At 60.8% G+C, this 23,240-nt stretch carries 24 protein-coding genes and 1 tRNA gene; 23 read left to right on the forward strand and 2 right to left on the reverse strand.

Annotation, left to right across the window (positions count from 1 at the left end):
* The first annotated feature begins 7 nt into the window (after positions 1 to 7).
* The 21 genes from V7Z56_RS05045 to V7Z56_RS05145 all read left to right on the forward strand — a co-directional run bounded on the left by V7Z56_RS05045 (position 8) and on the right by V7Z56_RS05145 (position 18,936).
* Positions 8 to 241, forward strand: coding sequence for an HI1506-related protein (locus tag V7Z56_RS05045; RefSeq protein WP_334128275.1), 234 nt, complete (start codon positions 8 to 10; stop codon positions 239 to 241).
* 110 nt (positions 242 to 351) lie between these two features.
* The gene (locus tag V7Z56_RS05050; protein ID WP_334128276.1) at positions 352 to 759 is read left to right on the forward strand and encodes a gp436 family protein; all 408 of its coding nucleotides are present in this window, start codon (positions 352 to 354) and stop codon (positions 757 to 759) included.
* Position 760: 1 nt separating this feature from the next.
* Positions 761 to 1,243, forward strand: a complete 483-nt coding sequence (locus V7Z56_RS05055; RefSeq protein WP_334128277.1) for a phage virion morphogenesis protein — start codon at positions 761 to 763, stop codon at positions 1,241 to 1,243.
* Positions 1,240 to 1,842, forward strand: a complete 603-nt coding sequence (locus V7Z56_RS05060; RefSeq protein WP_334128278.1) for a phage protein Gp37 — start codon at positions 1,240 to 1,242, stop codon at positions 1,840 to 1,842. The genes V7Z56_RS05055 and V7Z56_RS05060 overlap by 4 nt, the downstream gene beginning before the upstream one ends.
* On the forward strand, positions 1,839 to 2,042 hold the full coding sequence (locus V7Z56_RS05065; RefSeq protein WP_334128279.1) for a DUF2635 domain-containing protein: 204 nt from the start codon (positions 1,839 to 1,841) through the stop codon (positions 2,040 to 2,042). Before V7Z56_RS05060 ends, V7Z56_RS05065 begins: the two co-directional genes overlap by 4 nt.
* Entirely contained in the window at positions 2,039 to 3,508 is a 1,470-nt protein-coding gene (locus V7Z56_RS05070; RefSeq protein ID WP_334128280.1) for a phage tail sheath subtilisin-like domain-containing protein, read from the forward strand. The genes V7Z56_RS05065 and V7Z56_RS05070 overlap by 4 nt, the downstream gene beginning before the upstream one ends.
* Before the next feature lie 9 nt (positions 3,509 to 3,517).
* Positions 3,518 to 3,883 (forward strand): phage tail tube protein, encoded by a 366-nt coding sequence (locus tag V7Z56_RS05075; protein WP_334128281.1) that lies wholly within the window; start codon positions 3,518 to 3,520, stop codon positions 3,881 to 3,883.
* Positions 3,880 to 4,518 (forward strand): hypothetical protein, encoded by a 639-nt coding sequence (locus V7Z56_RS05080; RefSeq protein WP_334128282.1) that lies wholly within the window; start codon positions 3,880 to 3,882, stop codon positions 4,516 to 4,518. Before V7Z56_RS05075 ends, V7Z56_RS05080 begins: the two co-directional genes overlap by 4 nt.
* Positions 4,519 to 4,558: 40 nt before the next feature.
* Positions 4,559 to 4,690, forward strand: a complete 132-nt coding sequence (locus tag V7Z56_RS05085; protein ID WP_334128283.1) for a hypothetical protein — start codon at positions 4,559 to 4,561, stop codon at positions 4,688 to 4,690.
* Complete coding sequence (locus tag V7Z56_RS05090; protein WP_334128284.1) at positions 4,671 to 6,593, forward strand: hypothetical protein; 1,923 nt, start codon at positions 4,671 to 4,673, stop codon at positions 6,591 to 6,593. Before V7Z56_RS05085 ends, V7Z56_RS05090 begins: the two co-directional genes overlap by 20 nt.
* Positions 6,594 to 7,811, forward strand: a complete 1,218-nt coding sequence (locus V7Z56_RS05095; protein WP_334128285.1) for a DNA circularization protein — start codon at positions 6,594 to 6,596, stop codon at positions 7,809 to 7,811.
* Positions 7,804 to 8,856 carry a phage baseplate assembly protein gene (locus V7Z56_RS05100; protein WP_334128286.1) on the forward strand — a complete coding sequence of 351 codons (1,053 nt, stop codon included), beginning with the start codon at positions 7,804 to 7,806 and terminating at the stop codon, positions 8,854 to 8,856. Before V7Z56_RS05095 ends, V7Z56_RS05100 begins: the two co-directional genes overlap by 8 nt.
* Complete coding sequence (locus V7Z56_RS05105; RefSeq protein ID WP_334128287.1) at positions 8,850 to 9,410, forward strand: phage baseplate assembly protein V; 561 nt, start codon at positions 8,850 to 8,852, stop codon at positions 9,408 to 9,410. Before V7Z56_RS05100 ends, V7Z56_RS05105 begins: the two co-directional genes overlap by 7 nt.
* The gene (locus V7Z56_RS05110; RefSeq protein WP_334128288.1) at positions 9,407 to 9,877 is read left to right on the forward strand and encodes a phage GP46 family protein; all 471 of its coding nucleotides are present in this window, start codon (positions 9,407 to 9,409) and stop codon (positions 9,875 to 9,877) included. Before V7Z56_RS05105 ends, V7Z56_RS05110 begins: the two co-directional genes overlap by 4 nt.
* A complete protein-coding gene (locus V7Z56_RS05115; protein ID WP_334128289.1) occupies positions 9,877 to 10,935 on the forward strand; it encodes a baseplate J/gp47 family protein in 1,059 nt (352 codons plus the stop codon). Before V7Z56_RS05110 ends, V7Z56_RS05115 begins: the two co-directional genes overlap by 1 nt.
* Entirely contained in the window at positions 10,935 to 11,540 is a 606-nt protein-coding gene (locus V7Z56_RS05120) for a YmfQ family protein (RefSeq protein WP_334128290.1), read from the forward strand. Before V7Z56_RS05115 ends, V7Z56_RS05120 begins: the two co-directional genes overlap by 1 nt.
* On the forward strand, positions 11,537 to 12,106 hold the full coding sequence (locus V7Z56_RS05125) for a hypothetical protein (protein WP_334128291.1): 570 nt from the start codon (positions 11,537 to 11,539) through the stop codon (positions 12,104 to 12,106). Before V7Z56_RS05120 ends, V7Z56_RS05125 begins: the two co-directional genes overlap by 4 nt.
* A gap of 10 nt (positions 12,107 to 12,116) precedes the next feature.
* Positions 12,117 to 12,782: a hypothetical protein gene (locus V7Z56_RS05130; protein ID WP_334128292.1), complete on the forward strand. Its 666-nt coding sequence runs from the start codon at positions 12,117 to 12,119 to the stop codon at positions 12,780 to 12,782.
* Between the two features lies 1 nt (position 12,783).
* Positions 12,784 to 17,802 carry a putative Ig domain-containing protein gene (locus tag V7Z56_RS05135; RefSeq protein ID WP_334128293.1) on the forward strand — a complete coding sequence of 1,673 codons (5,019 nt, stop codon included), beginning with the start codon at positions 12,784 to 12,786 and terminating at the stop codon, positions 17,800 to 17,802.
* Between the two features lie 12 nt (positions 17,803 to 17,814).
* Positions 17,815 to 18,033, forward strand: coding sequence for a hypothetical protein (locus tag V7Z56_RS05140; protein ID WP_334128294.1), 219 nt, complete (start codon positions 17,815 to 17,817; stop codon positions 18,031 to 18,033).
* 108 nt (positions 18,034 to 18,141) lie between these two features.
* The gene (locus V7Z56_RS05145; protein ID WP_334128295.1) at positions 18,142 to 18,936 is read left to right on the forward strand and encodes a DNA adenine methylase; all 795 of its coding nucleotides are present in this window, start codon (positions 18,142 to 18,144) and stop codon (positions 18,934 to 18,936) included.
* Positions 18,937 to 19,197: 261 nt separating this feature from the next.
* On the opposite strand, the gene V7Z56_RS05150 is transcribed toward V7Z56_RS05145, so the two are convergent.
* Positions 19,198 to 19,274, reverse strand: a tRNA-Arg gene (locus tag V7Z56_RS05150).
* A 255-nt stretch (positions 19,275 to 19,529) separates the two neighbouring features.
* Here V7Z56_RS05150 and V7Z56_RS05155 point away from each other — a divergent pair.
* Positions 19,530 to 20,693, forward strand: a complete 1,164-nt coding sequence (locus V7Z56_RS05155) for a hypothetical protein (RefSeq protein ID WP_334128296.1) — start codon at positions 19,530 to 19,532, stop codon at positions 20,691 to 20,693.
* Between the two features lie 192 nt (positions 20,694 to 20,885).
* A complete protein-coding gene (locus V7Z56_RS05160; protein WP_443023748.1) occupies positions 20,886 to 21,617 on the forward strand; it encodes a glutathione peroxidase in 732 nt (243 codons plus the stop codon).
* Between the two features lie 117 nt (positions 21,618 to 21,734).
* Here V7Z56_RS05160 and V7Z56_RS05165 read toward each other — a convergent pair whose 3' ends face one another.
* Positions 21,735 to 23,213: an ABC transporter substrate-binding protein gene (locus V7Z56_RS05165; RefSeq protein ID WP_334128298.1), complete on the reverse strand. Its 1,479-nt coding sequence runs from the start codon at positions 23,211 to 23,213 to the stop codon at positions 21,735 to 21,737.
* Positions 23,214 to 23,240 lie beyond the last annotated feature (27 nt).

Below are 23,240 nucleotides of genomic sequence, written 5' to 3' on the forward strand. Positions count from 1 at the left end.
AAATCTGATGGCCGATACACCCAAAACCAAGCCCGAGGCAACGGCGCCTGATCCAAAAGGGCGGACGCCCGCCCTCATCATCCGCGCCGTTAAGGATGGGTTCCGCCGTTGCGGCATGGCCCATCCGAACGAGGATGTCGAGCATCCTGCGGGGACATTTACGGAGGCGCAGCTGGCGGCGCTGATGGCGGAGCCTGGCCTCATGGTCACCGTTATTACAGACCCGTCCACCAAAAAATAATTCCAGCGCAATGATCCTGCCGTCGCGGTGCGGTGCGGCGTGTATGCCAGGGGAGCGCAACATAGGGTCAGCCACCGCATATGGCTGACCCGTTTTTTAGAGGTCTTTAAGTGGCATATATCACGGCTCAAAATCTGAAAGATGCATTTGGCGCTTACGTCATCGAGCAGCTCGCCGACCGTGACAATGATGGCGATGCGGTCAAGATGACCGCCGCGATCGACGATGCCATTGCCCTTGCCGAGGCCGAGATCAATGCATATCTGGCACCGGTTTATCCGCTGCCCTTTGCGACGACGCCGCCGATTGTCGCGCGGCTCGCCCTCGACCTTGCCCGCTACCAGCTCTCCACCGTCAACCCGACCGATGATGTCCGCGCCCGCTATAAGGATGCCATCGCGCTGCTCGAGAAATTTGCCAGTGGCGTTGCCGATCTCGACCTCACGCGGGAGAGCACGAACCCTGCCGTCGTCGCCCCTCCCCGCGTTTTCGGGCGCACCGAGATGAAGGGGTTTTAACATGGTTGCGACGATTGAATTTCGCCCTGCCGCCGCCGACAAGATCGCCGCTGCATTCCGCGAGATCGGTCGTGCGGATACCACACCGCTCATGCAGGAGATCGGCGAAGAGCTCCGCACGTCGGTCGACTTCCGCTTTGAGAATGAGGAGGATCCCGACGGGAACGCCTGGCTGCCGATCTCTCGTGACGGGCCGATCCTGCAGAAAAGCGCGCGGCTGCGTCGATCCATCACCTATAAGGCGACCCGCCGTAAAGTTCGGGTCGGCACGAACGTTATCTATGCTGGCGTGCACCAATATGGCGCGGTGATCAAGCCGAAAAGCGCCGCTCGTCTGGCGTTCAAAATTGGCGACCGGATGATCTTCGCGAAACAGGTCACCATTCCCGCCCGGCCCTATCTCGGCTTCAGCCAGGATGATTTCGAGGCCATTCGCGAAATCGCGATGGACTTCCTGCGGCGACGGCTGGAGGTGCTGCCATGAGCGCCGCCGCCGGATGGATCACAGATATCGAGAAGGGGATCATTGACCTCGCCGCCGCCGCTTTTACCCGCGATGGCAAGTCGGCGCTCAAAACCGTTGGCTCGTTACCAGGCGAATTCACGGCGGAGAGCGTGGCGCAAATGCGGATCGAGACACCGGCGCTTTACGTCCTGTTCCTCGGCGGGCGTCTGACACAAGGCATGGATGACCGCATTGATACGAGCTGGGCGCTTTATGCCGTTACCTCTCACCAGGGCGGCCAGGTACAGCGCCGGCATGGGGACACGCGAGAGATCGGCGCTTATGAAATTGTCAGTGTGGCCGTCGCGGCGCTCAATGGCGTGACTGTCGCCGGCTGCGGACCCTTCCGGATCGCACAAGTTGAAAACCTTTTTACCGGTCAGCTGATGAAGCGCGCGATTGCGGCATATGCCGCGACTTTTACGCTGCCCGTCGATGTCCCTGGCACGCTCGATCCCGAAACCGACCTGGCTGATTTCAACATTTACCATTCCGACTGGACGGACGAGGCGGACGATCTGCCGCTCCCGCCCGGCGACCATCCTGTCAACCACATCGACTTGAGAGAGAGCGAATGAAACAGACGATCCATGTCGTCCCCGCAGCGGGACTTAAAGTCATCAACCCCGACAAGCCTCTCGGCGCAGCGGATGTGTACCTGCCGCCGGAAGGGGCTGTCGTCGAGACTAGTGCGTACTGGCTGCGCCGGGTCAAGGACGGCGACGTCACATTGAAATCGCCGGCAAAGTCCGGGCAGAAAAAAGGAGCTGATGCATGAGCATGATTGCTTTCAACCAGGTGCCGGTCGATCTTCGCCGCCCCGGTCAGTACATTGAATATGACAACCGCCGTGCGGTCCGCGGGCTTGTCGGCATGCCGCGCAAGATCCTCATGATCGGCCAGATGCTTTCCACCGCGACGGTTGCCGAGGCGACGCCTGTCCCGGTCACCGACCCGGCCGGTGCCGCCGTCGCCTTCGGTTACGGCAGCATGCTGCATCAGATGGCAATTCGCCTCCGTGATGCCAACAACTATCACCAGCTCGTCTGCATGGGGCTGGCGGACGCATCTGCCGGAACTGCCGCATCCGGGGACATCAGCTTTACAGCAACCTCGGTTAAGGCCGGCACGCTCAATCTCTGGATCGGTGGCCGGCGGATCCGCGTCGGCGTCAAGACCGGGGACGCGGCCACCGTCATTGCTACAGCCGTTGCAGCTGCCATCAATGGCGATGGCATGCTGCCGGTGACAGCTGCAGTCGACGGAGAAGATGCCTTTAAGGTCAACCTGACCGCCCGGCATAAGGGCGAGCTTGGCAACTCTATCGATGTCCGGATCAACTATTATGATGACGAGTTCCGCCCGCTCGGCCTCACAGTGGCGATCACCGCCATGTCCGGCGGCACGGGTAATCCGGAGATTGACAGCGTCATCGCGGCGATGGGGCCGACCTGGTACACCGATATCATCACGCCCTATACCGACGCCACCAATCTAGCGGCGCTGGAGGCGGAGCTCGAGGATCGCTTCGGCCCGATGGAGATGCAGGATGGGATCGCCTATTCGGCGAGGGCCGGGACGCATGGCGCTCTCTCCACCTTTGGCGATGGCCGCAACAGCCCGAGCGTGACAATCATCGGCATCAATGGTTGCCCGACACCGCCTTGGGAGATCGCCGCCGCCTACGGCGGGGTCATCAGCTTCAATGCTGCGATTGATCCCGCCCGTGATTATCAGACACTGCGCCTGCCGGGCGTGCTGGCTCCGGCGACCGATGCGCAGTTTACCGATATGGAGCAGGAGCTGCTGCTCTATGAGGGCATCACGCCAACTTACTGCGTCGGCAGTGACGTGCATATCACACGGGCGATCACGACCTACCAGGTCAACGCGCAAGGGCTGGAGGATACGTCCTATCTCCGGCTCGTGACGATGACGCTCCTCGCATATCTCCGCTATTCGGAGCGCCACACAATCGCGACGACCTTCCCGCGCTTCAAGCTGGCTGACAACGGCACTCGACCGTCAGCCAACGTGATCACCCCGGACGGGATCCGCAACGAGCTGATCTCACTCTACAAGAAGTGGGAGGGCGCGGGCCTCGTGCATCAGGTCGACGAGTTTATCGAGGAGCTCCGCGTCGAGCGGGATCCGAATAATCCCGACCGCGTGAACGTTCTGAACCCGGCGAAGCTGATCGGCAACTTCCTGATCTACGCCAGCAAAATCCAGTACAGCCTCTAAGGATCTGCCATGAGCAAACAGTTTACGGGCCGCGCCCATATCGCTATCGCCGGGAAAGAGTGGGCATCCTCACTCGGCGCCACCTGCACTTTCCCTGGCGTCCGGAGGACAGAAGAAGAAACCGACCGCGGCAGCGGCTACAAAGAGCAGCTGGTTTCCGGCAAGATCAGCGCAACATTCCGCTTTGGCAAGGGCGACAGTCTCAAGGAATTGGCTGAGCTGCCACCGGCTACGGTTACGTTCACCTGTGACACCGGGCAGGTCTATATCTTCTCTGATGCCGTCCGCCTGGGTGATCCGCCGACGCTCAACTCCGATGGCGGCACCGTCGACATGGAGTTTATGAGCAATGATGTCGAGGAGGTTAAGGGTTGATCCAGACGGCGGTCATCAAGCTCGCCGGCGGCATCAGCGCGGGCAAACATTCCTTCACTGAATTCACGGTTCGGGAAGCGCTGGACCGGGACGAAGAGGACGTCATCAAGACGCATGGCAAGAAGTCCGGCCTCGCGCTCGAGCTGGCGCTCGTCGCCCGGCGCGTCACCAAATATGCGGGTACGGACGGCCCGATGTCTGCCGATCTGCTCTCGATGCTGACCGACACCGACTGGCTGCTCGTTGTCGAACAGATCAGCGCCTTTGATGAGCGCCTTCGCGCCGATGCACTCGCGAAAATCGACGTCGACGGATCGGCGGCCATCGACATGGTGAGCGGCCTCACCGTTGACGGCGCGGCCGTTACCCGTTTCGTGATCCGCGAGACGACGCTGAAAGACCTGCTCGCGGCGCAGGAGGAAACAAACAGTGCGGAAGGCGGCGACTTCACCCGCGCGGCGCTCGCCCGGCGCATCGTCAAATTTGGAGACCGCGAAGGCGCGCCGGACCCCGCAGTCTTTCGTGATCTCACCCTGACCGACGGCTGGCTGATCCGCCTGCAGGTGGAGAAATTTGATAACCGCCTCCTCGCTGATGCAATGGCGGAGATCGGGCTGCCGGCGGGGCGAGAATAATCCCGCCGATCCGCATGAGGACCGGCGGGGAGTAATAAAAATGGTCGTCATGATCAGCCGATTTACCGGCTGGGGCCGGGATGAGGTCCTGAATATCGGCCTCCGAGAAGCGGCAATGATCCTGAAATTGGCAAAGGATGAAAGCGAAATAAATGGTCACCACCAACGTTGATATGCTCCTGAACCTGCGCGGCAATGTCGCCCGCGAAGCGCGCCGGAATGAGATGGCGCTCGCAGGTATGGCCAAGCGCAGCAGCGTTGCCATGGGCCGGATGAATGGCACGCTGCGGGCAACGAGCAAAGGGCTCGATGCCCTCGGTAATCGCTATAGCGCCATCCTCTCCGGCGCGGCGGCGGCCGGGGCCATCAAATATATCGCTAGCCTCGAGAAGCGGTATGAGATGCTGGGCATCGCGGCCGGGCGAACGTCAAAACAAATGATCGAACTGCGCGAACAGATTTTTGAGACGGCCCGCGCGCCTGATATCCGCATCGGCGAAGGCGAGCTGTTTGCGGCTGTCGACGAAATCTACAAAAAGACCGGCGATCTGGAGGCCGTCACCAAAAACATGCAGACCCTCGCCCGGCTGATCCGCGCGAGCGGTGCTACCGGCGCGGCGGCCGGTGCACTCGGCGCGGGTCTGATCGAGACGATGGGCATTCGTGATCCAAAGGCGTTTGAAGCAGCGGTTGACACTTTGTTAGTCCAAGGCCAGGCGGGCGGCTTTGAGCTTGATGACCTGGCCGCATTGGGGCCGCGTATCATTTCAATGATGGCGGGAACGGGCAATGTCGGGGTTGGTGGTGCGCGGGAGTTGGGCGCACTCATGCAGATGTCAATGAGAAGTACCGGTACGCCCGAGATGGCCGCAACAGCGTTCGAACGCTATGCAGGTAGTTTGCTGGATGGGGAGATCATCAAAAAGCTAGAGGGCGTTGGGCTCAAAATTTTCGAGGATGATGATCCCGACAAGATGCGCAGCTTGGTTGATATCACCAAGGAACTGATGACGCTATCGGGCGGGGACGAACTCAAACTCGGCCAGGTCTTCGATATCCAGGCCATGCGGGCGATCAGAGATATTGCCCGTGAGTACAGAGATACCAAGGATTTTAAAACACTCGACAGTTTTCTGGCCGTTGGCGGCGACGGATCGAAGTTGATGGAGGATGCCACGCGCGCGGCCCAGACAATGGACGCGGCGCTTACAAGCCTCTCATCAACAATCCAGAACCTCGCCGATAAAAACCTGTCCGGTCCAATCAAGGGTCTCGCAGATGCCATTAATGCTCTGGATCCTGATCGGCTCGACACGATTTTTAAAACGCTGATCGGCATCGCCGGCGCGGTAGGTGGCCTTGTCATAATAAACAAGCTGATCAAGGGCGGCATGGGCATTGTCGGCATGGCGAAGGGAATGAGATCCGGCGGCCTCGCTGGTGCGGTCGGGGCCGTTGGTGTGCAGAAGGTCTTTGTCGTCAATATGGGGATGGGCGGCATGGGCGGCGGCATGGGTAATCCCCGCCGCGGCGGCGTTGCCGCTGGTGCGGCGGGTGCCGCTGCGGCTGCCGGCACGACCGGCGGGCTCGCTTCACGGCTCACATCGCTGTTCAAGGGCGGTTCTGTAAGTGGCCTTAAAGGGCTTTTTACGCGTGTGCCGGTCCTCGGCGCGTTGATCGCCGGAGCGGCGATCAGCGGGACTGCTTTGGCGGATGATCTCACGGGCGCGGAAAAAGCCCGAGGCATAGGCGGTGACCTCGGTGCACTCGGCGGGGCGCTCGGCGGCAGCGCCCTCGGGGCATCCATCGGTAGCGTGGTGCCGGGCCTCGGCACCCTGCTCGGCGGCATTGTCGGCGGGGTGCTGGGCGGCTTTGGCGGTCAGTTCAGCGGCGAGCAGATCGCCGAGCTGTTGACCGAGCTGATCGACGTCACCAAAGAAAACGGCGAGGTCAACGTTGATGTTGCGGTCAATCCGAACGCCGGCGGCCCGGTTGTCCGAGCGACAGCCGCGCGGCGCGCGCGGCGCGGCACAAATGTGCATGCCGGCCCGCCGATGGAAGCTGGAGGCTGGTGAATGAGCTGGCTCTCTCAACTTCGGCCCGGTAGCTTTCGGGGCATCCCGTTTCACTCCCTGACCCATCGCGTCTCCGGTGGCCGGCGCGGTGTGCATCATGAGTTTCCCGGCAGCGACCAGGGCGAGATTGAAACCTTCGGCCTTGCCGACAAGAAGTTCACTTTCGATCTTGTCCTCTTCGGCGACGACATGCGCTTGCGCAATGCCATGTGGGCGGCGCTCGATGCGGCCGGCGCGGGCGAGTTGATCCATCCCTTTGTCGGCACCGTTCTGGTCGAGGTTGATCCGGAAGAGCGCTGGACGCTTGCGGAGAGTGCCGGCGAGGGTCGCAAATCCGTCTTCACCGTCACCTTCGTGAAGAGCGCGCCAATTGTCCGCCCGACCGTGCGAACAGATACGCGCCGCACCGTCCTGATATCGAGCGAAGAGGCGCGCCAGGCGGCGCTCGATCTCTTTCAGGAGCGTTACGCCGCGCGCGGTCGCCCCGGCTTTGTCGCCGCAGCGAGCGAGGGATTGGTTGGCTCCCTCCTCACCCAGATAGAGGGAGCCATGAGCTCTCTCCGCCTGGTCACCAGCGAAATCAATGCGTCAAAATCGCAAGTTATCGGCACCCGCAAGCGGGTCTCGACGCTCGTCTATGAGCCGACCGCGCTGGGTGCCGCCCTGCAGGGCGCGCTGACCCTCGGCGGGGCGGCGCTGAGCAATCCTCTTGGCACCCTCGGCGCGCTCGGCCTGATCCTTGATGGCTGGCGCGCGACATTACGTCCTGTCCCGAACTCAAACGGCGCGATGGCAACAGCGTCCCGCCGGGCGGAGGCGGACAATCAGACGGCGTTGGAGGGGCTGGTTACCACAACTGCCGCCGCACTGAAAGCCGATGCCCTGGTCACTGCGGATTTTGACAGCTATGAGGAGGCGACCGCCGCCCTCGCCGACGCGCTCGATCTGATCGATGAGGCGGCCGCCGCCGCGTCCGATCCGGTCTTTGCGGCGCTCGAGGATCTCCGCGCCAAGCTGGTGACTGATACGCGGCAGCGGTCCATCGACCTTGCCCGGCTGGTCCGCGTCAGCATCAACCGGACGCGGCCTGCGCTGGCCGTTGCCTACGATCTGTTCGAGGATCTTGACAAGGCCGACGATCTGATCTCCCGCAACGCCTTGAAGCATCCGAATTTCGTACCCGCTGGCCGGCCTTTGGAGGTGCTCTCCAATGTCTGATGTCGCGCTCAAAATCGACAATCTCATCTATGGCGGATGGACGGAAAGCCGCGTCGAGATGGCTATAGGCGAGATTGCCAGTACGTTCGAGCTGACACTCTCGGCGCATTGGGGCCAGCGTCGCGGCCGCCCGGCGATCATGGATAACTCTGCGGTGCAGATCCTCATCGACGACGAGTTGGTGATCGACGGCTGGATCGATGAGTTGCGGACCAGCTACGATCACGAGACGGCCACCACCACCATCACCGGCCGCTCGCGGACGGCCGATCTCGTGGACTGCAGCGCCGGGGCAAAAATCAGCGAATGGAAAGACCGGACGCTCCTCCAGATCGCCGCGGATATCGGCCGGGAGTTCGGCGTCACCGTCCGCGCCCTCACAGATGTCGGCGAACCATTTGCCAAGGTCGATGTGTCGCAAGGTGAAAGCGCCGGCGACTTTTTGCAGCGGCTCTGCGCCGCGCGTGCAGTCTTCCCGATGGCGGATGTACACGGCAATCTAACGCTGGTCCGTGCCGGCGAGGAGCTGCAGGGCGCGCTGGTGCTGGGCAAAAACATCAAGGCGATGTCCGGCACCAGTTCCTCGCGTGGCCGGTTCAGCCCGGTCATCGTTAAGGGAGATGGCATGGGCAATATCTGGGCTGATCCTGATGCGACCGCGAGCAGCGATGCCCGGGCGACGGACGTCAACGTGGCAAGATATCGTCCGAAAATCATCATCTCGGAGACCAGCGGCGATGCGAAAAGTTTCGCGGATCGCGCGCAGTTTGAAGTCAATGTCCGCGCCGGCAAGGCCAAGTCATACGAGTATACGCTCACCGGCTGGCGCACGGGCGGGGCGACCGGCCCGCTTTGGCAACCCAACAAGCTGGTGACGGTCGATGATCCGGAGGCCGGGATCGACACGACGATGCTGGTCGAGCGGGTGGTATTTACAAAAAACGAGGAAGGGACATTGACCCAGCTGAGCGTCGTTCCGCCGGCTGCTTATGACCTGATCCCCGTTCCGCTCGATCAGGGCACGGAGGGGGCGCTCTCATGGTAGAGGATCTGATCCGGAAGGTCAGCAGCAAATTGCGGCTCCAGCTCCAGCTCCTCGTCGGCCGGGCGGTGCTGAAGGCGATCAGCCACACAGAAGGAAAACAGTATCTGAAGGCAACCCTGCTCGCCGGCGAGACTCACGACGGGCTGGAGCAGTTTCAGGAATATGGCCTATATTCCGTGCCACTTCCCGGCTGCGAGGCCGTCTTTGTTGCCGTCGGCGGCAAGCGCAACGCGGCCATCTGTATCGCCACCTCCGACATGCGCTATGAGCCGAAGGACAAGGAGGCCGGCGAAGTCGGCGTCAGCCATTATACCGGCAAGCTATTTCGGCATCGCAAAAGCCAGACCGAGCTCAACAGCGAAAAACTTGTGGTCGAGGTGGGCGAGATGATTGTCACCGCAGGATCGCTGGTCATCAACAGCGATGATATCCGGCTCGGTGGCGCGGACGGGCAGCCTGTCGCACGCGTCGGCGATATGGTCCGCATCGGCGGCGGCAGCTCGGCGGGCGACTGGCCGATCATCTCCGGGTCAGACACAGTGAGGTCCGCATGAGTGATCTGCTCGCCAGTTTCGATCCGGCCATGCTCGGGATTGATTTCAGCGTCACCGGCGGCGACCTCGCCCGCGATGACGGCGTCGTCTCGGCCGTCCTGATATCGCTTTTTACCGACCGACGGGCGCTCCCCACCGACGAAATCCCGGATGGCAGCGGCAACCGGCGCGGCTGGTGGGGCGATCTGCTCAATGATGATCCCGCCGACCGCATCGGCTCGCGGCTCTGGACGCTCGACCGGCTGAAAGTCACCCCTGAAAACCTCCGCCGCACACAGGAAATCGCCGAGGAGGCGCTGGCATGGATGATCACTGACAAGGTGGTCACAGAGGTCAATGTGGAGGCAATCGAGATCCCGCCGCGTGCCGCTGGCGCATCCCCCACTCTCGGCCTGATCGTGACACTCCAGCGGGCCGATCAGCCGCTTGAATTTCGTTTTAACCAGCTCTGGAAGGAGGACGCATAATGCCCGCGCCGCGCCCGACAATTGCCGATCTCGATGAACGTCTGCGCACGACCCTGGCTTCCCGCCTCGAGGGGACGGACCCGCTGCTGCGCAAAAGTTATGTCGCCACAATCGGCCGCGCCGTCGCCGGCCTTGCGCATGGGCTCTATGGCCGGATTGAATATGCCGAACGGCAGCTCTTTCCCGCCACGGCCGATGAGGATGCCCTGCTCGAGCTGCATGCCCCGCTGCGCGGTATCCCGCGCAAGGCGGGCGAGGAGGCTGTCGGTATGGTAAGTGTCGCCGGCGCGGACGGAGCTGTCATCCCGGAAGGGCGCGTCCTTACCCGTAGTGACGGGATGGCTTTCGAGGTCCAGACGGAAACCGCCATCGCCGGCGGCAGCGCGAGCGTCCCTGTTCGGGCCGTCGATCCGACGGCGGCGGCGAACACGCCCGCCGGAGCCAGTCTCTCGTTCATCTCGCCGCTTGCCAATGTCGCGAGCTCCGGCACTGTCCTTGCTCCAGGCATCACCGGCGGCAGTGATGTCGAGCCGATTGAGCGGCTCCGCGAGCGGGTCGTCGCCCGCTGGCGCCGGCCGGCGCAAGGGGGAGCGCTGCATGACTACATCGCCTGGGCGCTGGAAGTCGCCGGCGTTACCCGCGTCTGGCCGGTCCGCGAGGCAGGCGGCTCGGTGACCGTGCGCTATGTCACCGATGACGAGGCGGACATCATCCCCTCTCCGGCTCATGTCGCGCTGGTGCAGGCGCATTTGGAGAGCGTTCGGCCGATCACGGCCGAGGTGATCGCCCTTGCCCCCGTCGCAACGCCACTCGATTTCGAGATCCAACTCGCCCCCAACACGCCCACAGTACAGGCGGCGGTGACGGCCGAGCTCAACGACCTGATGACGCGGCTCGCGGCACCGGGGGCAACACTGCTGATCAGCAAGATCCGCGAGGCGGTGTCCATCGCGGCCGGCGAAGGCAACAATGTCGTCGTCGCCCCGGCCGCTGACGTCAGTCACGCGGCTGGCGAGATCGCGACGCTCGGCAGCATCGCCTTTGCGGAGATCGAGTGATGGCGAGCGAAACTGAAATCGCCCGCCAGGTGAATGCGCTGCGCGAGCTGCTGCCGGGCGGCCTCGCCTGGCCGCGCGAGCGCAATACCGTCCTGATGAGCCTGGTCGAAGGGCTCGCGGTAGAGTTCGCCAATATCGAGGAGCGCATTGCTCAGCTGGAGCGAGAAGCGGATCCACGTGAAGCATCCATTCTGATCGACGACTGGGAAATCGCGCTCGGCCTGCCGGATGATTGCGTCACCTACGCCCCGGTGTTTCAGGAGCGCCGTGCGGCCATCCTGCAACGGTATCTCTCCACAGGGGGGCAAAGCAGGTCCTTCTTTGAGGGGCTCGCCGAGGATCTCGGCTATCCCGTCACCATTACCGAATGCAAGCCGCTGTGCTGCGGCGATTTCCTTGTCGATCCACTCGGCGGCGGCCCTGCACAGCGGCACTATTGGTTTGTGACGGTGCATGAGCCGCGCGTCACCTATGCCCGAACGGGGGCCAGTAACTGCGGAGATTTTCTCGCCACTCTGCGCCAGGCGGAGGATCTGGAATGCCTGTTTCAGCAGCTCAAGCCCGCCCACACCATCCTGACATTTTTCTATGAGGAAACCGAATGAAATACGTGCCGCCGCTCGATGCGTCGGGGACCGAGGATGCCTTCGAAAACCCGAACAGCAACAACCCCAAAGGCTCGCAGATCCCGGCAGAGTTTTTCAACGTCGTCCAGACCGAGATCCTGAACGCCATCGAAAATGCCGGACTGGAACCGGACGACGGCGATCTTGCCCAGCTCTCAAAGGCAATCCAGAAGGGGCGGGCAATGGATATCGCTTTCATGGCCGGCGTCGCATCGGACGGATCCGGGCGGGACCTCGCCGTGCAGGAATATGGCCGCCTCGTCCTCGCTCGCCCGATCCGGATCGATGGCTTCTATGCGCATGCTGCGGTAGCGCCGACCGGCGCAGCCGTGATTGTCGACATTGAAAAAAACGGCGCGTCGATTTTTGGCACCAAGCCGCGCATTGCCGCGACCGACAATGTGCATACGGCCGGCACATTCGCGGGCGGAGCGGCCTATGTCGACGCGGTGGCGGGCGACGTGCTCGTGTTCAAGGTGACGCAAATCGGCAGCACCATTGCCGGGCAAAAGCTGACAACAACCATCCGCGCAAGCGGGATTTAAGGAGGGGTAAATGGCTCTTTACATGCAGATTAAAAACGGCGCTCCTGCGGGTTTGCCGCTCACCCGCCCGGCTGTCATCCCCTATACCGACCCGGGGAGCGGAGAAGTCACGACGATCCGTACGAACGGGCTTGATGACGCGGCGCTGCTCGCGCTCGGCGGTTATGCGCGGCTTGATCCTGCCTTTGCCCTCGGTGTGCATGAGGTTTATGTCCCCGGCGGCACGCTCGATGCGGAGACAGGGCTTGCAACGCCCGCCACCTCGACGCTGAGCGTGGAAGCGGTGCAGGCGAAGGCTATCGCCCGCATCCGGCATATTGCGGACGATATCCGCGCGCAAACGGCCGACGCCGGCCCATTCGAGATTGCCGCCTGGCCGGTGAAGGCGGAGCGGTCGCGGCGCTATCTTGCCGGGGTGGCGACAGAGGAAGATGAGGCGATCATTGCGGCGGAAGCGACCGCACGCGGCCTCGGTGAAAGCATCACCGATCTGGCGGAGCTGCAGCAGTCCAAGGCCCTGATGCTGGCAACCGTCGTCTCGGTTATCGACGGCACTATAAAACAGGCGGAGGACGCCGTCTCCACCGCCGCCGATGCCGCCGCTGTTGCGGCCGCGGTCACCAGCTTCACCACTGCCCTGACATCGGCTTTAGAGGCGCTGCAGGAGGGGGAATGACATGGGTTTCCTAAGCCCGCAGAACATCAGTAACAGCTGGCGCGGTCAGTCAATCCAGTTGCAGCTCAGCGTGGATGACTACAACGTCAACCTCTTTGAGCTTGCGCAGGAGCAGCCGAATTTTATTCCCGGCCTGCCCGCCTTTGTGACGGTTATCGTGGAGAGCGGCGTCATCATCGGCTCGGAAAGCACGGCGCTCAAAGCGCTGCGCACCGGCGTCTTCGCGGCCGGCAGCCTGATCCATCTGACCGTCGATGGCCGGATCCAGGGCATGGGCGGGGCTGGGGGGAAAGGCTCCAATTCCGAGCAGAACGGCGGCTCTGCCGGCCTGCCGGGCGGCGACGCGCTTCATATCGAAACGCCAACCATCCTCGACTATGCGGCGGGGCAAATCTGGGGCGGCGGCGGTGGTGGCGGCGGCGGGCGGCATTACCGTGTTTATATGGGCGCGGGCGGCGGCGGCGGCGGGGCGGGCTCGTTGCCGGGCGCGGGCGGTGCACATGGCGGCGATATCAATGGCGGGAACAATGGTAGCCCGGGCACATCCATCGCCGGCGGTGAGGGCGGCGCGTTGCATACAGCCGGCGGCAAGGGCGGGGATCCGGGCGAGCCGGGCGATCCCGGCAGCACATACGCGACCGGTCAACCTGCCTACGCGGGCGGGGCGGCGGGCGCGGCAATCACAGCGACAGCAGCGCTTTCGATCATCGGCTATGGCGATCTGCGCGGTCCGGCGGCTTTCGCAGCGTATCCGGTCTCGGCAGTGATCGGCGACGGTTCGCCGGATACGCTGACGGTGATTTTCAGCAAGAGTATCACCAGCGGCTGGTTCATTACCGGCGTGTCAATCACTATTGACGATGTGCCCGTAACCGGGCTTGCGGCATCGCCGGCGGACGGTTCGAGCGATACGCTCGTTTTCACGTTTAACGAGGAGGTCGAGGCCGGGCAAGAGGTTCGCTGGTCTTACAATTCCGGCCCCGGCGACTGGCTCGATGCCGATGGATTTAATGTCCCGTCCATCTCGGGCGCACTCGTTACAAACAACGTGGCTCCGCCCGAGGTCGCTCCACCGGTGATTACAGTCCATCCGGGCAGTCAGTCGGTGGTGGAAGGTGACGACGTGAATTTTGTGGTCGTCGCGACCGGCGCGACCGGCTATCAATGGCGGCTCGACGGAACGCCGATCAGCGGCGAGACCTCCTCGACCCTGACGCTTGAGGATGTCGCGCTCGCACTCGACGGCGCTGAGATCGATTGTGTCGTCAGCAACAGCGACGGCTCGGTCATTTCGGACGCGGCAATCCTGACCGTCAATGAATTCGTTCCGGTCCTTCCTGTCATCACCGTGCAGCCGTCAAATCAGACAGTGACGGAAGGGGCGAACGCGACCTTCTCGGTCACGGCCACGGGCGCGACCGGCTACCAGTGGCGGCTCGACGAGGCGCCGATTCCCGGCGCGACATCATCGACGCTCATCCTCGAAGCGGTGACGCTGGGTGACGATGGTGCGGAGATCGATTGCGTCGTCAGCAATGAGGATGGATCGGTCACCTCTAATGCCGCGACACTGACGGTCAGCGCAGTCGTCCTCAATCCTCCCGTGATCACCGTGCAGCCCATAAATCAGAGCGTGACGGAGGGGGAAAACGCTACATTTACAGTGACCGCGACGGGCGCGGACAGCTATCAATGGTACATGGATGAGGTCGCGCTCGTCGGCGAGACATCGGCCAGCCTGACGCTCACGGCTGTCGAGCTGGTCGAGAGTGGATCCGAGATCTATGTTGTGGTCGCGAATAGCGATGGCGCAGTCGCCAGCAACACGGTGATATTGACCGTGACCGCAATCGTCGATCCGCCGGCGGATGCGCCGCGCTACCTCGGCGGCGATATCCTGCCGATCCCGGTGATCAAGGGCTCGGCGATGACGGCCTATGATTTCGGCCCGCGCTTTGATGATGCGACCAGCTATGCATGGGAGCCGTTTGACGCGGTGCAGGATCAGCTGCTGGATGGCCTGACGCTCAACACCTCGACCGGAATACTGTCCGGCACCCCCACGTACGCAAAACCCATCTATGGGCGAGTGAAGGCGACAAATGCTGAGGGCACCGCGATTAGCGGCCCGATCATGATCTACTCGGTTGCGCATAACAATTTTAGCTATGGCTCTGACGTAACTTATGATGGCGGCGAGACTGGCACATTTTATGTTGATGCAAGCGTCGTCAGTTCCGGCGACGGAACATCATGGGGCACTGCCTTTAAGACCATTACCGAGGCGCGCAATGCCGCCCATGCGGCGGGCGGCGTGCAGAAAATCATTGTCGCTGGCGAAACGCCGGGCGGTGACGAGATTATTTATCGGGAGAGTGTCTCACTTGGGGCAGGCGCATGGAGTGCGCTCGATATCGTGCCGCGCGGCACCTCCCGGCCAACGATCAGCGCATTTGAGATATTGACCGGATGGACGCCGTGTACGGCAGGCGATGCGGCCCGCGTCGGTCCAGACTATGCCAAGTGCTACAAGGTGGCGCTCCCCTCCGGATTTACCCACACCAATATCCCGCCGGAGGGTCTTAATCTACACGAGGCCGGGGTCCAGCTCCGCTGGGCCAGCGATAAAGCGGTTGAGGGTGACCCGGCGGCGCTCAAAGTCTTTACCGAGTACCACAGCGCCGACAGTTTCGGGACCGTGGGCGGTAAAATCAGCTCGATCACAGACGCTGATGTCCTCTCCGCCTACACTGCCGGGCAGCTCACCAATGCGCGGGTGTACTACCACCGCAACGGCAATTATTTACACGCGGGGGAGATCGCCTCTTTTGACGGGACCGATACGATCACGCTCGCGACGGCCGATCAGGACCCGCAATCGGGCAGCACTCGATTTGCCCTGTTTAACGTCCCGCTGACCGCTCCAGGGCAGTGGATGTTTGAGAGCGAGGCAGAGGGAGACGGCAGCCGATATCTCTACATCTGGCCCTATGACGCCCGCAATCTGACCGACAAAATCGAAGTCTCGGCCCGCACATTCTGCGTGGATTGGGGGGCGGTCCAGAACACAACTATTGAGGGGTTCAACATTTTCGGGGCCAGCGGATCGTTGACCCGCGAGGGTGTCTGCGCGGGCACTGTCACCAGCGCCACAAGTGGTGGCGTTCGGACCGGCAATGGCCTTAAAAACTGCGTCCTCGGCAAAAACTGGCATTCTTCGCGGGGTTATGGCGCGATCTATTTTGCCCTCAACGATGATCTAATTCTTGAGCAAAACACTATCTTGCAGACTACCGCATCATTTGGCGTGTTTACCCAGCGCTGCAATGACTGGCTCAACACAAACGCGCTCTATTTTCGGTGCGGCCAGGCCATCCACCGGTCGTTCGGCAATAATTATACCGACCCTTCCGAGCATCAGGTGCTCTATCGCGCCTATGCATTTTTTAATGGATTTGACGAACATGCCAACGCAGTCAATTTTTACGAGGGCCAGATTGATGCTATCGGCTACGCATTGCAAATTTACAGACAGTACGGTTATGTGACATGGCAAGAGGCCTCGGGTGTCTATATAGGAGAGAGCTATATCGAGCCTTCACGGCTGGATTATGTCACTGGCGGGACTGATGGCCGGGCCATTGTCGATCAGGGTGGGACGCTCCCCTCCGGCGGCGATGATGAGGTCCGCGTTTGGAACGTCACCATCCCGCCACGGCCTGATGGGACCGGCGGCTTTATGATTATCGGTTATGACGCCTCCGTTGATACGAGATTTTATAATATGATCCTCAATGGCGGCGGGGCGACGGGCGGCGCAGCGGCTCTGGCCGAGGAAAAAAACAACCTCTACACGGGTCTGCTGTCCGGTCAATCATCCGGGTCTCTCGACCCGACGGATACCCACGACAATGATCTGGCTGAGACCTATGTTGATCCGTCCAGCGGTAATTTTAATTATGTGGAGGATGGCAACGCGGGCAAGAGCGGGGCGGATATCTCGGCGATGCTCTCTACTCTGGCGGTCAAATTCCCGGAGATTGACTTTACGCGGGATATGCACGGCGACTTGATCACCAGCGATTACGTCGGCGGCGGGTATCCGGGATTTGGCGGGACGCCGGTCACCGCGCCTGAGTACACAGGCTCCGTCAGCAACCTCACGCTGACCGAAAACACGGCGATGACGCCGGTTGATTTTAGCGAGGAATTCGGCGGGGGCACTCCGACGAGTTATTCGATCTCATCAATCCCGTCGGGCCTGTCGTTCAATACCAGCTCGGGCGTGCTATCCGGCACGCCGGATGATCCTGATGACGATAAAACCGGCGTGACCGTGACGGCGACCAACTCCGCGGGCAGCGACACGACCGACCCATTCAACATAACTGTGGATGCGGCGGCGCCCCCTGTCTCAATTAATGACGTGCATTTTGACAGCAGCACGTGGTACGCATTTACTCCGCCCGCCGCATCCAAAAATTTGACCGTTGCTCTTAAAATTAGGCGCACCTCCACAGCCGAGACGACGCTGATGTCGTCCGAGGGCGCAAATAACAGCCGTCTCCGATTTGCGTCCGGCGCATCCTCCAGCCTCTATACGATTATGGAGGAGACCAGCGGCAGCCCCCACACATACACATCGGCAGGTGGCTATGCTAAAAATGCAGAGCTGGCGATCGTCGTCAGTGTGACGGATGGGACGCAAAAGGTGATGATCAACGGCGCGCTCGCCGCCAGCGGCACGGACAGCTACGCCGCCAATCTCAAGATGCTATCGTTGATCAATTCATTGACGGCGGCGGGCTCGGGCCAATCCGAGTTTGATATCATCGGACCCCTGTTTTTGGCGTCTGCCTATATCGACGCGGAGGCCAACTGGGGGTCATTTTTCGACGCAAACAATGACCCCATTTTTGGATCGACGGTCGAGAGCGTGGCGGCCGACGTATTTATCGACGAGGACGCGGCAGGCTGGAACGCTCTGCCGGGCACCACAGGAACTGTAACTGACAATTAAAGGAGCGTTTAAATGAGCATTAATGACGTGAAAAGTGAGAAATTCGGGTATGCGCACGAACTGGTCGGCCGACCCGTCGAATTTTATCAGGTCGGCCAGCGTTACGCTGGCGACGTGATCCGGTTTCAAGAGCCGGTCGGCACAGACAGCCAGAGCAATATCGCGATCGCCGATCCCGACAGCCTGAATGGCGAGCGGTATCAGCCGCTCGAGGCGACCCGCTTTAAATGAGGCGGGGGTTACGGCGTTCGCGCGCCGGAACCGGGTAGAGGACACTACCCACGACATAAGCCGCCCCGCCGCCGCTTGCGCGGCCGGGCCTGTTTAAATGAGATAGATTTGCAAAACGTTAATGAGGTAAAACCCACCCTGCCCGTCGCTCCCTACATCGGCGGAAAACGCAACCTGGCCAAAACCATCATCGCCCGAATTGATCAAATCCCCCACCAGACCTATGCCGAGCCATTCGTCGGCATGGGTGGCGTTTTCCTCCGCCGCACCCGCCAGCCCAGGGCGGAGGTGATCAATGATTACAGCCGGGACGTGGCGACATTCTTCCGGATCCTGCAGCGGCACTATGCCGCCTTTATGGATATGATGAAATTCCAGATCACCTCCCGTCGGGAATTCGAGCGCCTGGTGGACACCGATCCTGCCACACTCACAGACCTCGAGCGCGCTGCGCGGTTTTTGTACCTGCAGCGCACGGCCTTCGGCGGCAAGGTCTCGGGCAAGAATTTCGGCGTTGCTGTGGGTTATCCCGGCCGGTTCGATATCAATAAGCTCGGCCCGATGCTCGATGATCTCCACAGCCGCCTCTCCGGTGTGATTATCGAGTGCATGGGATATGATGTGTTTATCCCAAAGTACGACCGGCCTGACACCCTGTTTTACCTCGATCCGCCGTATTATGGCTGTGAGAGTGACTACGGCAAGGATGCATTTCACCGCGATGATTTCGAGCGGTTAGCGGAGATTTTAGGAGCCATTAAAGGACGATTTATCCTCTCTCTTAACGACCGCCCGGAAGTATGGTCGATCTTCGACCGCTTTCACATCGAGACTGTCGAGACCCGCTATACCATCGCCAACGGACCATCAAAAAAGGTCGGTGAGGTGATTATTTCGAACTGAAAATGGGACGCGGCGCTAAAATGTGAGTGAGGTAAAACCATGTGTCGTTGCAGGCAAAACCATGTGTCGCGCTACACCACTCGGCAGCACTCTTTTGTTTCCCAGATTTGCGCCCGTCATCGACGGCTATTCGTATAAAACGGCAGTTTTCTGCGGACTTCAGGAGGGCTTAAAATCGGCGGTTATCGCCCATAGTGGCGCGAATTCAGGTTTTGGACAAACAAAAAGCCCAGAAAACCGCAGTTCTCGGGCCTTTGAAGATGGCGCACCGGGGAAGATTCGAACTCCCGACCCCCAGATTCGTAGTCTGGTGCTCTATCCAGCTGAGCTACCGGTGCCTGATGTCGCTTCTCGCGGGCGATGACGTGGGTTGTCGCCGCCTGCGGATCGGGAAACTAATCAAAAGGGGGGGGTAATGCAAGCGATTAAACCGGATTCATGCAAAAAGTTGTGGCGAAATCGGTTCTTGTCGCCACGGCGCACATTGGATAGTATCGGCCCGTGATTTCCGGTGACGATAACCGCCCGGGTTGGATGCGGAATTTTCTGCCGTTTCCCGACGCGTGCATAGAAACAAAGAGTGTTGTACAGCCATGGTATTCAATCTTACCCGCCCCCTTGCAATCAGCGTCGCACTCCTTCTTGCAAGTTGCTCTTTCCTTGATGAAACGCTTCTGCCCCCGCTGACCGGCGATCCGGCGCCGTCCGAGAGCGCCCCGGCCGATGCGAAAACAGCGCAGAATCTCTCACCCGAAGATATCCGGGCGATGACCCCGTCCGGCCCGATTTCCGCGAGCTCCGGCACCGCAGCGGCCTCCAGCACGGCGAGAAACCCGTTCGAGTTGCCGCCGGTGACATCCGCGCCCAGCACGGGCACCGTTGTCGGACAGCGGGTTGAGGCGCTTCGCGATAATCTTCGCACGCTGCAAGCGCGTATCGATCAGGGCAGCAGCGCCTATCAGAGCATTGAAGCCTCCACCGCCGCCACCTCGCAGCGCTATCACGGCACCATGGCCGCCATCAACGCCCGGCTGCAGATCGGCACGACCAAGGGCAACCCGATCCTGATCAACCAGTGGAACGAGGCGCAGAAGGATCTCGAACAGGTTGCCGCGGACGTCTCGCGCATGAACACGCTTGCAAATACCATCGCCGAAGATGTGGGCGAGGTTGGCTTCCTGCTCGAATCGGTGCAGTCCGCTTTTGATCTCAGCGGCGCGATCGAGGAAGACCATCGCCAGCTCACCGTTCTCGAAGACGAGACGAGCCGCACGTCGGTTCTCGCCAACCGGCTGCTGACGCAGCTCACCAACGATATCAACCGCCAGACCACCTATGTCGGAACCGAGCGGATGAACCTCACCAATACGTCGATCGCCATCAAGAATGGCGGCTTTCTTGGCAGCACCGTCAGCGGACGGAAAGGCCCTGATACAGCGAGCCGCACCCAGGCCGCGGCCGATGAGCGACAGGCGCTCGTGATCATCCGTTTCGACCGGGACGATGTTGCCTATGAAGACCCGCTTTACGATGCCGTCAGCCAGGCCCTGCAGGCGCGGCCCCAATCAAGCTTTGACATTGTCTCCATCGCCCCCCTCACCGGCAATCTCGCCGGCAACCAGGCCCGTGCGACACAAAATGCGCAGCGCGTGCTGCGATCCCTGACCAATATGGGGCTGCCGGCGTCGCGTGTGAATTTGTTGAGCGCCGCCAATGCCAACGTCGCCTCCAACGAAGTCCATATCTACGTGCGCTGAGCAAATATCCCGCCGTCTCTCCATTGCTCTGAAGATTTCCTCTCGCTCTAACTATATGAAGCAAAATGATTTTTTCTCGGCTTCAGAGAAAAACCTTATATATTAAAATAATTCTAAAAGTGACTTGCAACAACAGGCTTCCTTCCTATATGTAAGCTGTCATTAATTCAATTTCAGTGGAGCTGTTAAAAGATGAAAAATATGGAAGGCCAAAAAGTCCCGAACGTAACCTTTAAAACGCGCGTCGGGGACGCTTGGCGTGATTTGACGACGGATGAGTTGTTCAAGGGCCAGAAAGTTGTTGTTTTCGCGCTCCCCGGCGCATTTACGCCGACCTGTTCTTCCTCGCACCTGCCCCGCTACAATGAACTCGCACCGGTGCTGAAGGAAAACGGCGTCGACCGGATCGTTTGTCTCTCGGTTAACGACACCTTCGTGATGAATGAGTGGCAGAAGGATCAGAAGGCCGAAAACATCACCTTCGTTCCGGATGGGTGCGGTACCTTCACTGAAGGCATGGGCATGCTCGTCGACAAGGCGGATCTCGGCTTCGGCAAGCGGAGCTGGCGCTATTCCATGCTGGTGAATGACGGCGTCGTTGAGAAGATGTTCATTGAACCGGAGAAGGAAGGCGACCCGTTTGAGGTTTCCGATGCCGATACGATGCTGAACTACATCAACCCGTCGGCGGCGAAGCCGAAGGCTGTCACGATCTTCACCAAGCCCGGCTGCGGTCACTGCGCCCGCGCAAAGTCGACGCTGGAGAAGGCTGGTCTTTCTTATGAGGAAATCGTCCTTGGTTCGGATGCGACCTATCGCTCGCTTCGCGCTGTCGCCGGCGCTCTGACGGCACCGCAGGTCTTCATTGACGGCCAGCGGATCGGTGGCGCGGACGAGCTTGAGAAGCACCTCGCCGCTGCCTGATAACGGGTCAGACAACTTTACCCCGCACGGGAGGAGGAGTTAGAGTTCCTCCCACAAAAAAACCCGCTGGTGGAAGCCAGCGGGTTTTCTTTTTCGTTTCCGATTGTCGCGGCGCGATCAGTCGCTCCAGCTCATCCGGGCAACGTCGGTCGCGAATAGCGGCAGGTCTTGCCAGACGCCGTTCAAGCCTTCACGGGTGACGATGATGCGCGGCAGCTGGAAGATGTAACCATTGACCGCATCTTCGGCGAGAATCCGCTGCGCTTCCTGCAGCAGTTTGGTCCGCTCTTCCGGCGAGGCGGCGGAATCAGCCCCCTGAACCGCTTCCTTCAGCTTCGGGTTGTTGTAGTTGAAGTAATAGTTGTCGCGGATGTAGATGCCGATATCCATCGGTTCGACATGGGCGACGATGGAGAGGTCATAGTTCTTGTTCTTATAGACTTCATCGAGCCATTTCGGCCAATCGACATTCTCGATATTGATCTTGAAGCCGGCCTTTTCGAGCTGGGAGGCGATGATCTGCCCGCCCTGGCGCGCATAGCCTTCAACGGGCGGCAGCTTCAGCGACAGCTCCAGCCCGTCCGGATACCCGGCTTCCGCCAGCAGCTTCTTGGAGAGTTCCGGATCATAGGGATAGGTATCCGTCAGATCGATATAATCGGGGTGATGCGGGGCGAAATGCGTGCCGATCGGAGTGCCGTAGCCGAACATGGCGCCGTCGATGACTTCCTTACGGTTGATCGCATGCGCAATTGCCTGACGCACTTTCAGCTTGGAGAGCGCCGGGTGTGCATTGTTCGTGCTCAGGATCACTTCGCCGTTGGTGTTGCCGACGATGATGTTGTAGCCATCCTTCAGCGCGTCATTGGCAAGCAGCTCTGTCGGCACGTCGGTCGCATCCACATCGCCCGAGAGAAGCGCGGCGAGGCGGGCCGTACCGTCACCGATGAAACGGATCGTCACATGCTTGATCGGCAGGTTCTCCTTGTCGCGGTAGGTTTCCGCGGCAGTGAGCTTGAGGTTGTCGGCTTTCGTCCAGCTTTCAAACTTGTAGGGGCCGGTGCCGACGGGATGGGTCGCATTGTTGGCGTCTGATGCCGGATCAACGATCACGGCGGTAGATTCGCCAAGCTGCTCCAGCAGGTCGGGGCGGCGCTCCTTCAGCTTGATGATGACGGTATTTGCGTCCGGCGTCTCGATGCTTTCCATCACATCGAAGCGATCTTTGCGCTTGTTCTGGCTGCCTTCGGCCTTGTTGGCCTCGAAGGTATATTTCACGTCGGAGCTGTCGAAATCCGCGCCGTCATGGAATTTGACGCCTTCCTCAAGCTTGAAGGTGTAGGTCAGGCCGTCGTCGCTGATCTCCCAGCTCTTGGCGAGCAGCGGCTGAACCATGCCGTGTTCGTCGATCCGGGTCAGCCCTTCATACACATTGTACAGAGTTGTCAGGGAAATCGCCGCAGCGGCCCCGGTGCGCGGGTCAAGCCCGGGGGGCTCGAGCTGCTGGGCAAAGACAACACTGTCTTTTGCGGCCACGGCCGAAAAGGGCGCCAGAATGGCCCCTGCAACGGCAGCAGCGATAAACATTCTCTTCATAGACTTTTCTCCCTAAATGACGTTTGA

Origin of the sequence: Sneathiella sp. (genome assembly GCF_036844445.1) — a bacterium.
Lineage (GTDB): Bacteria > Pseudomonadota > Alphaproteobacteria > Sneathiellales > Sneathiellaceae > Sneathiella.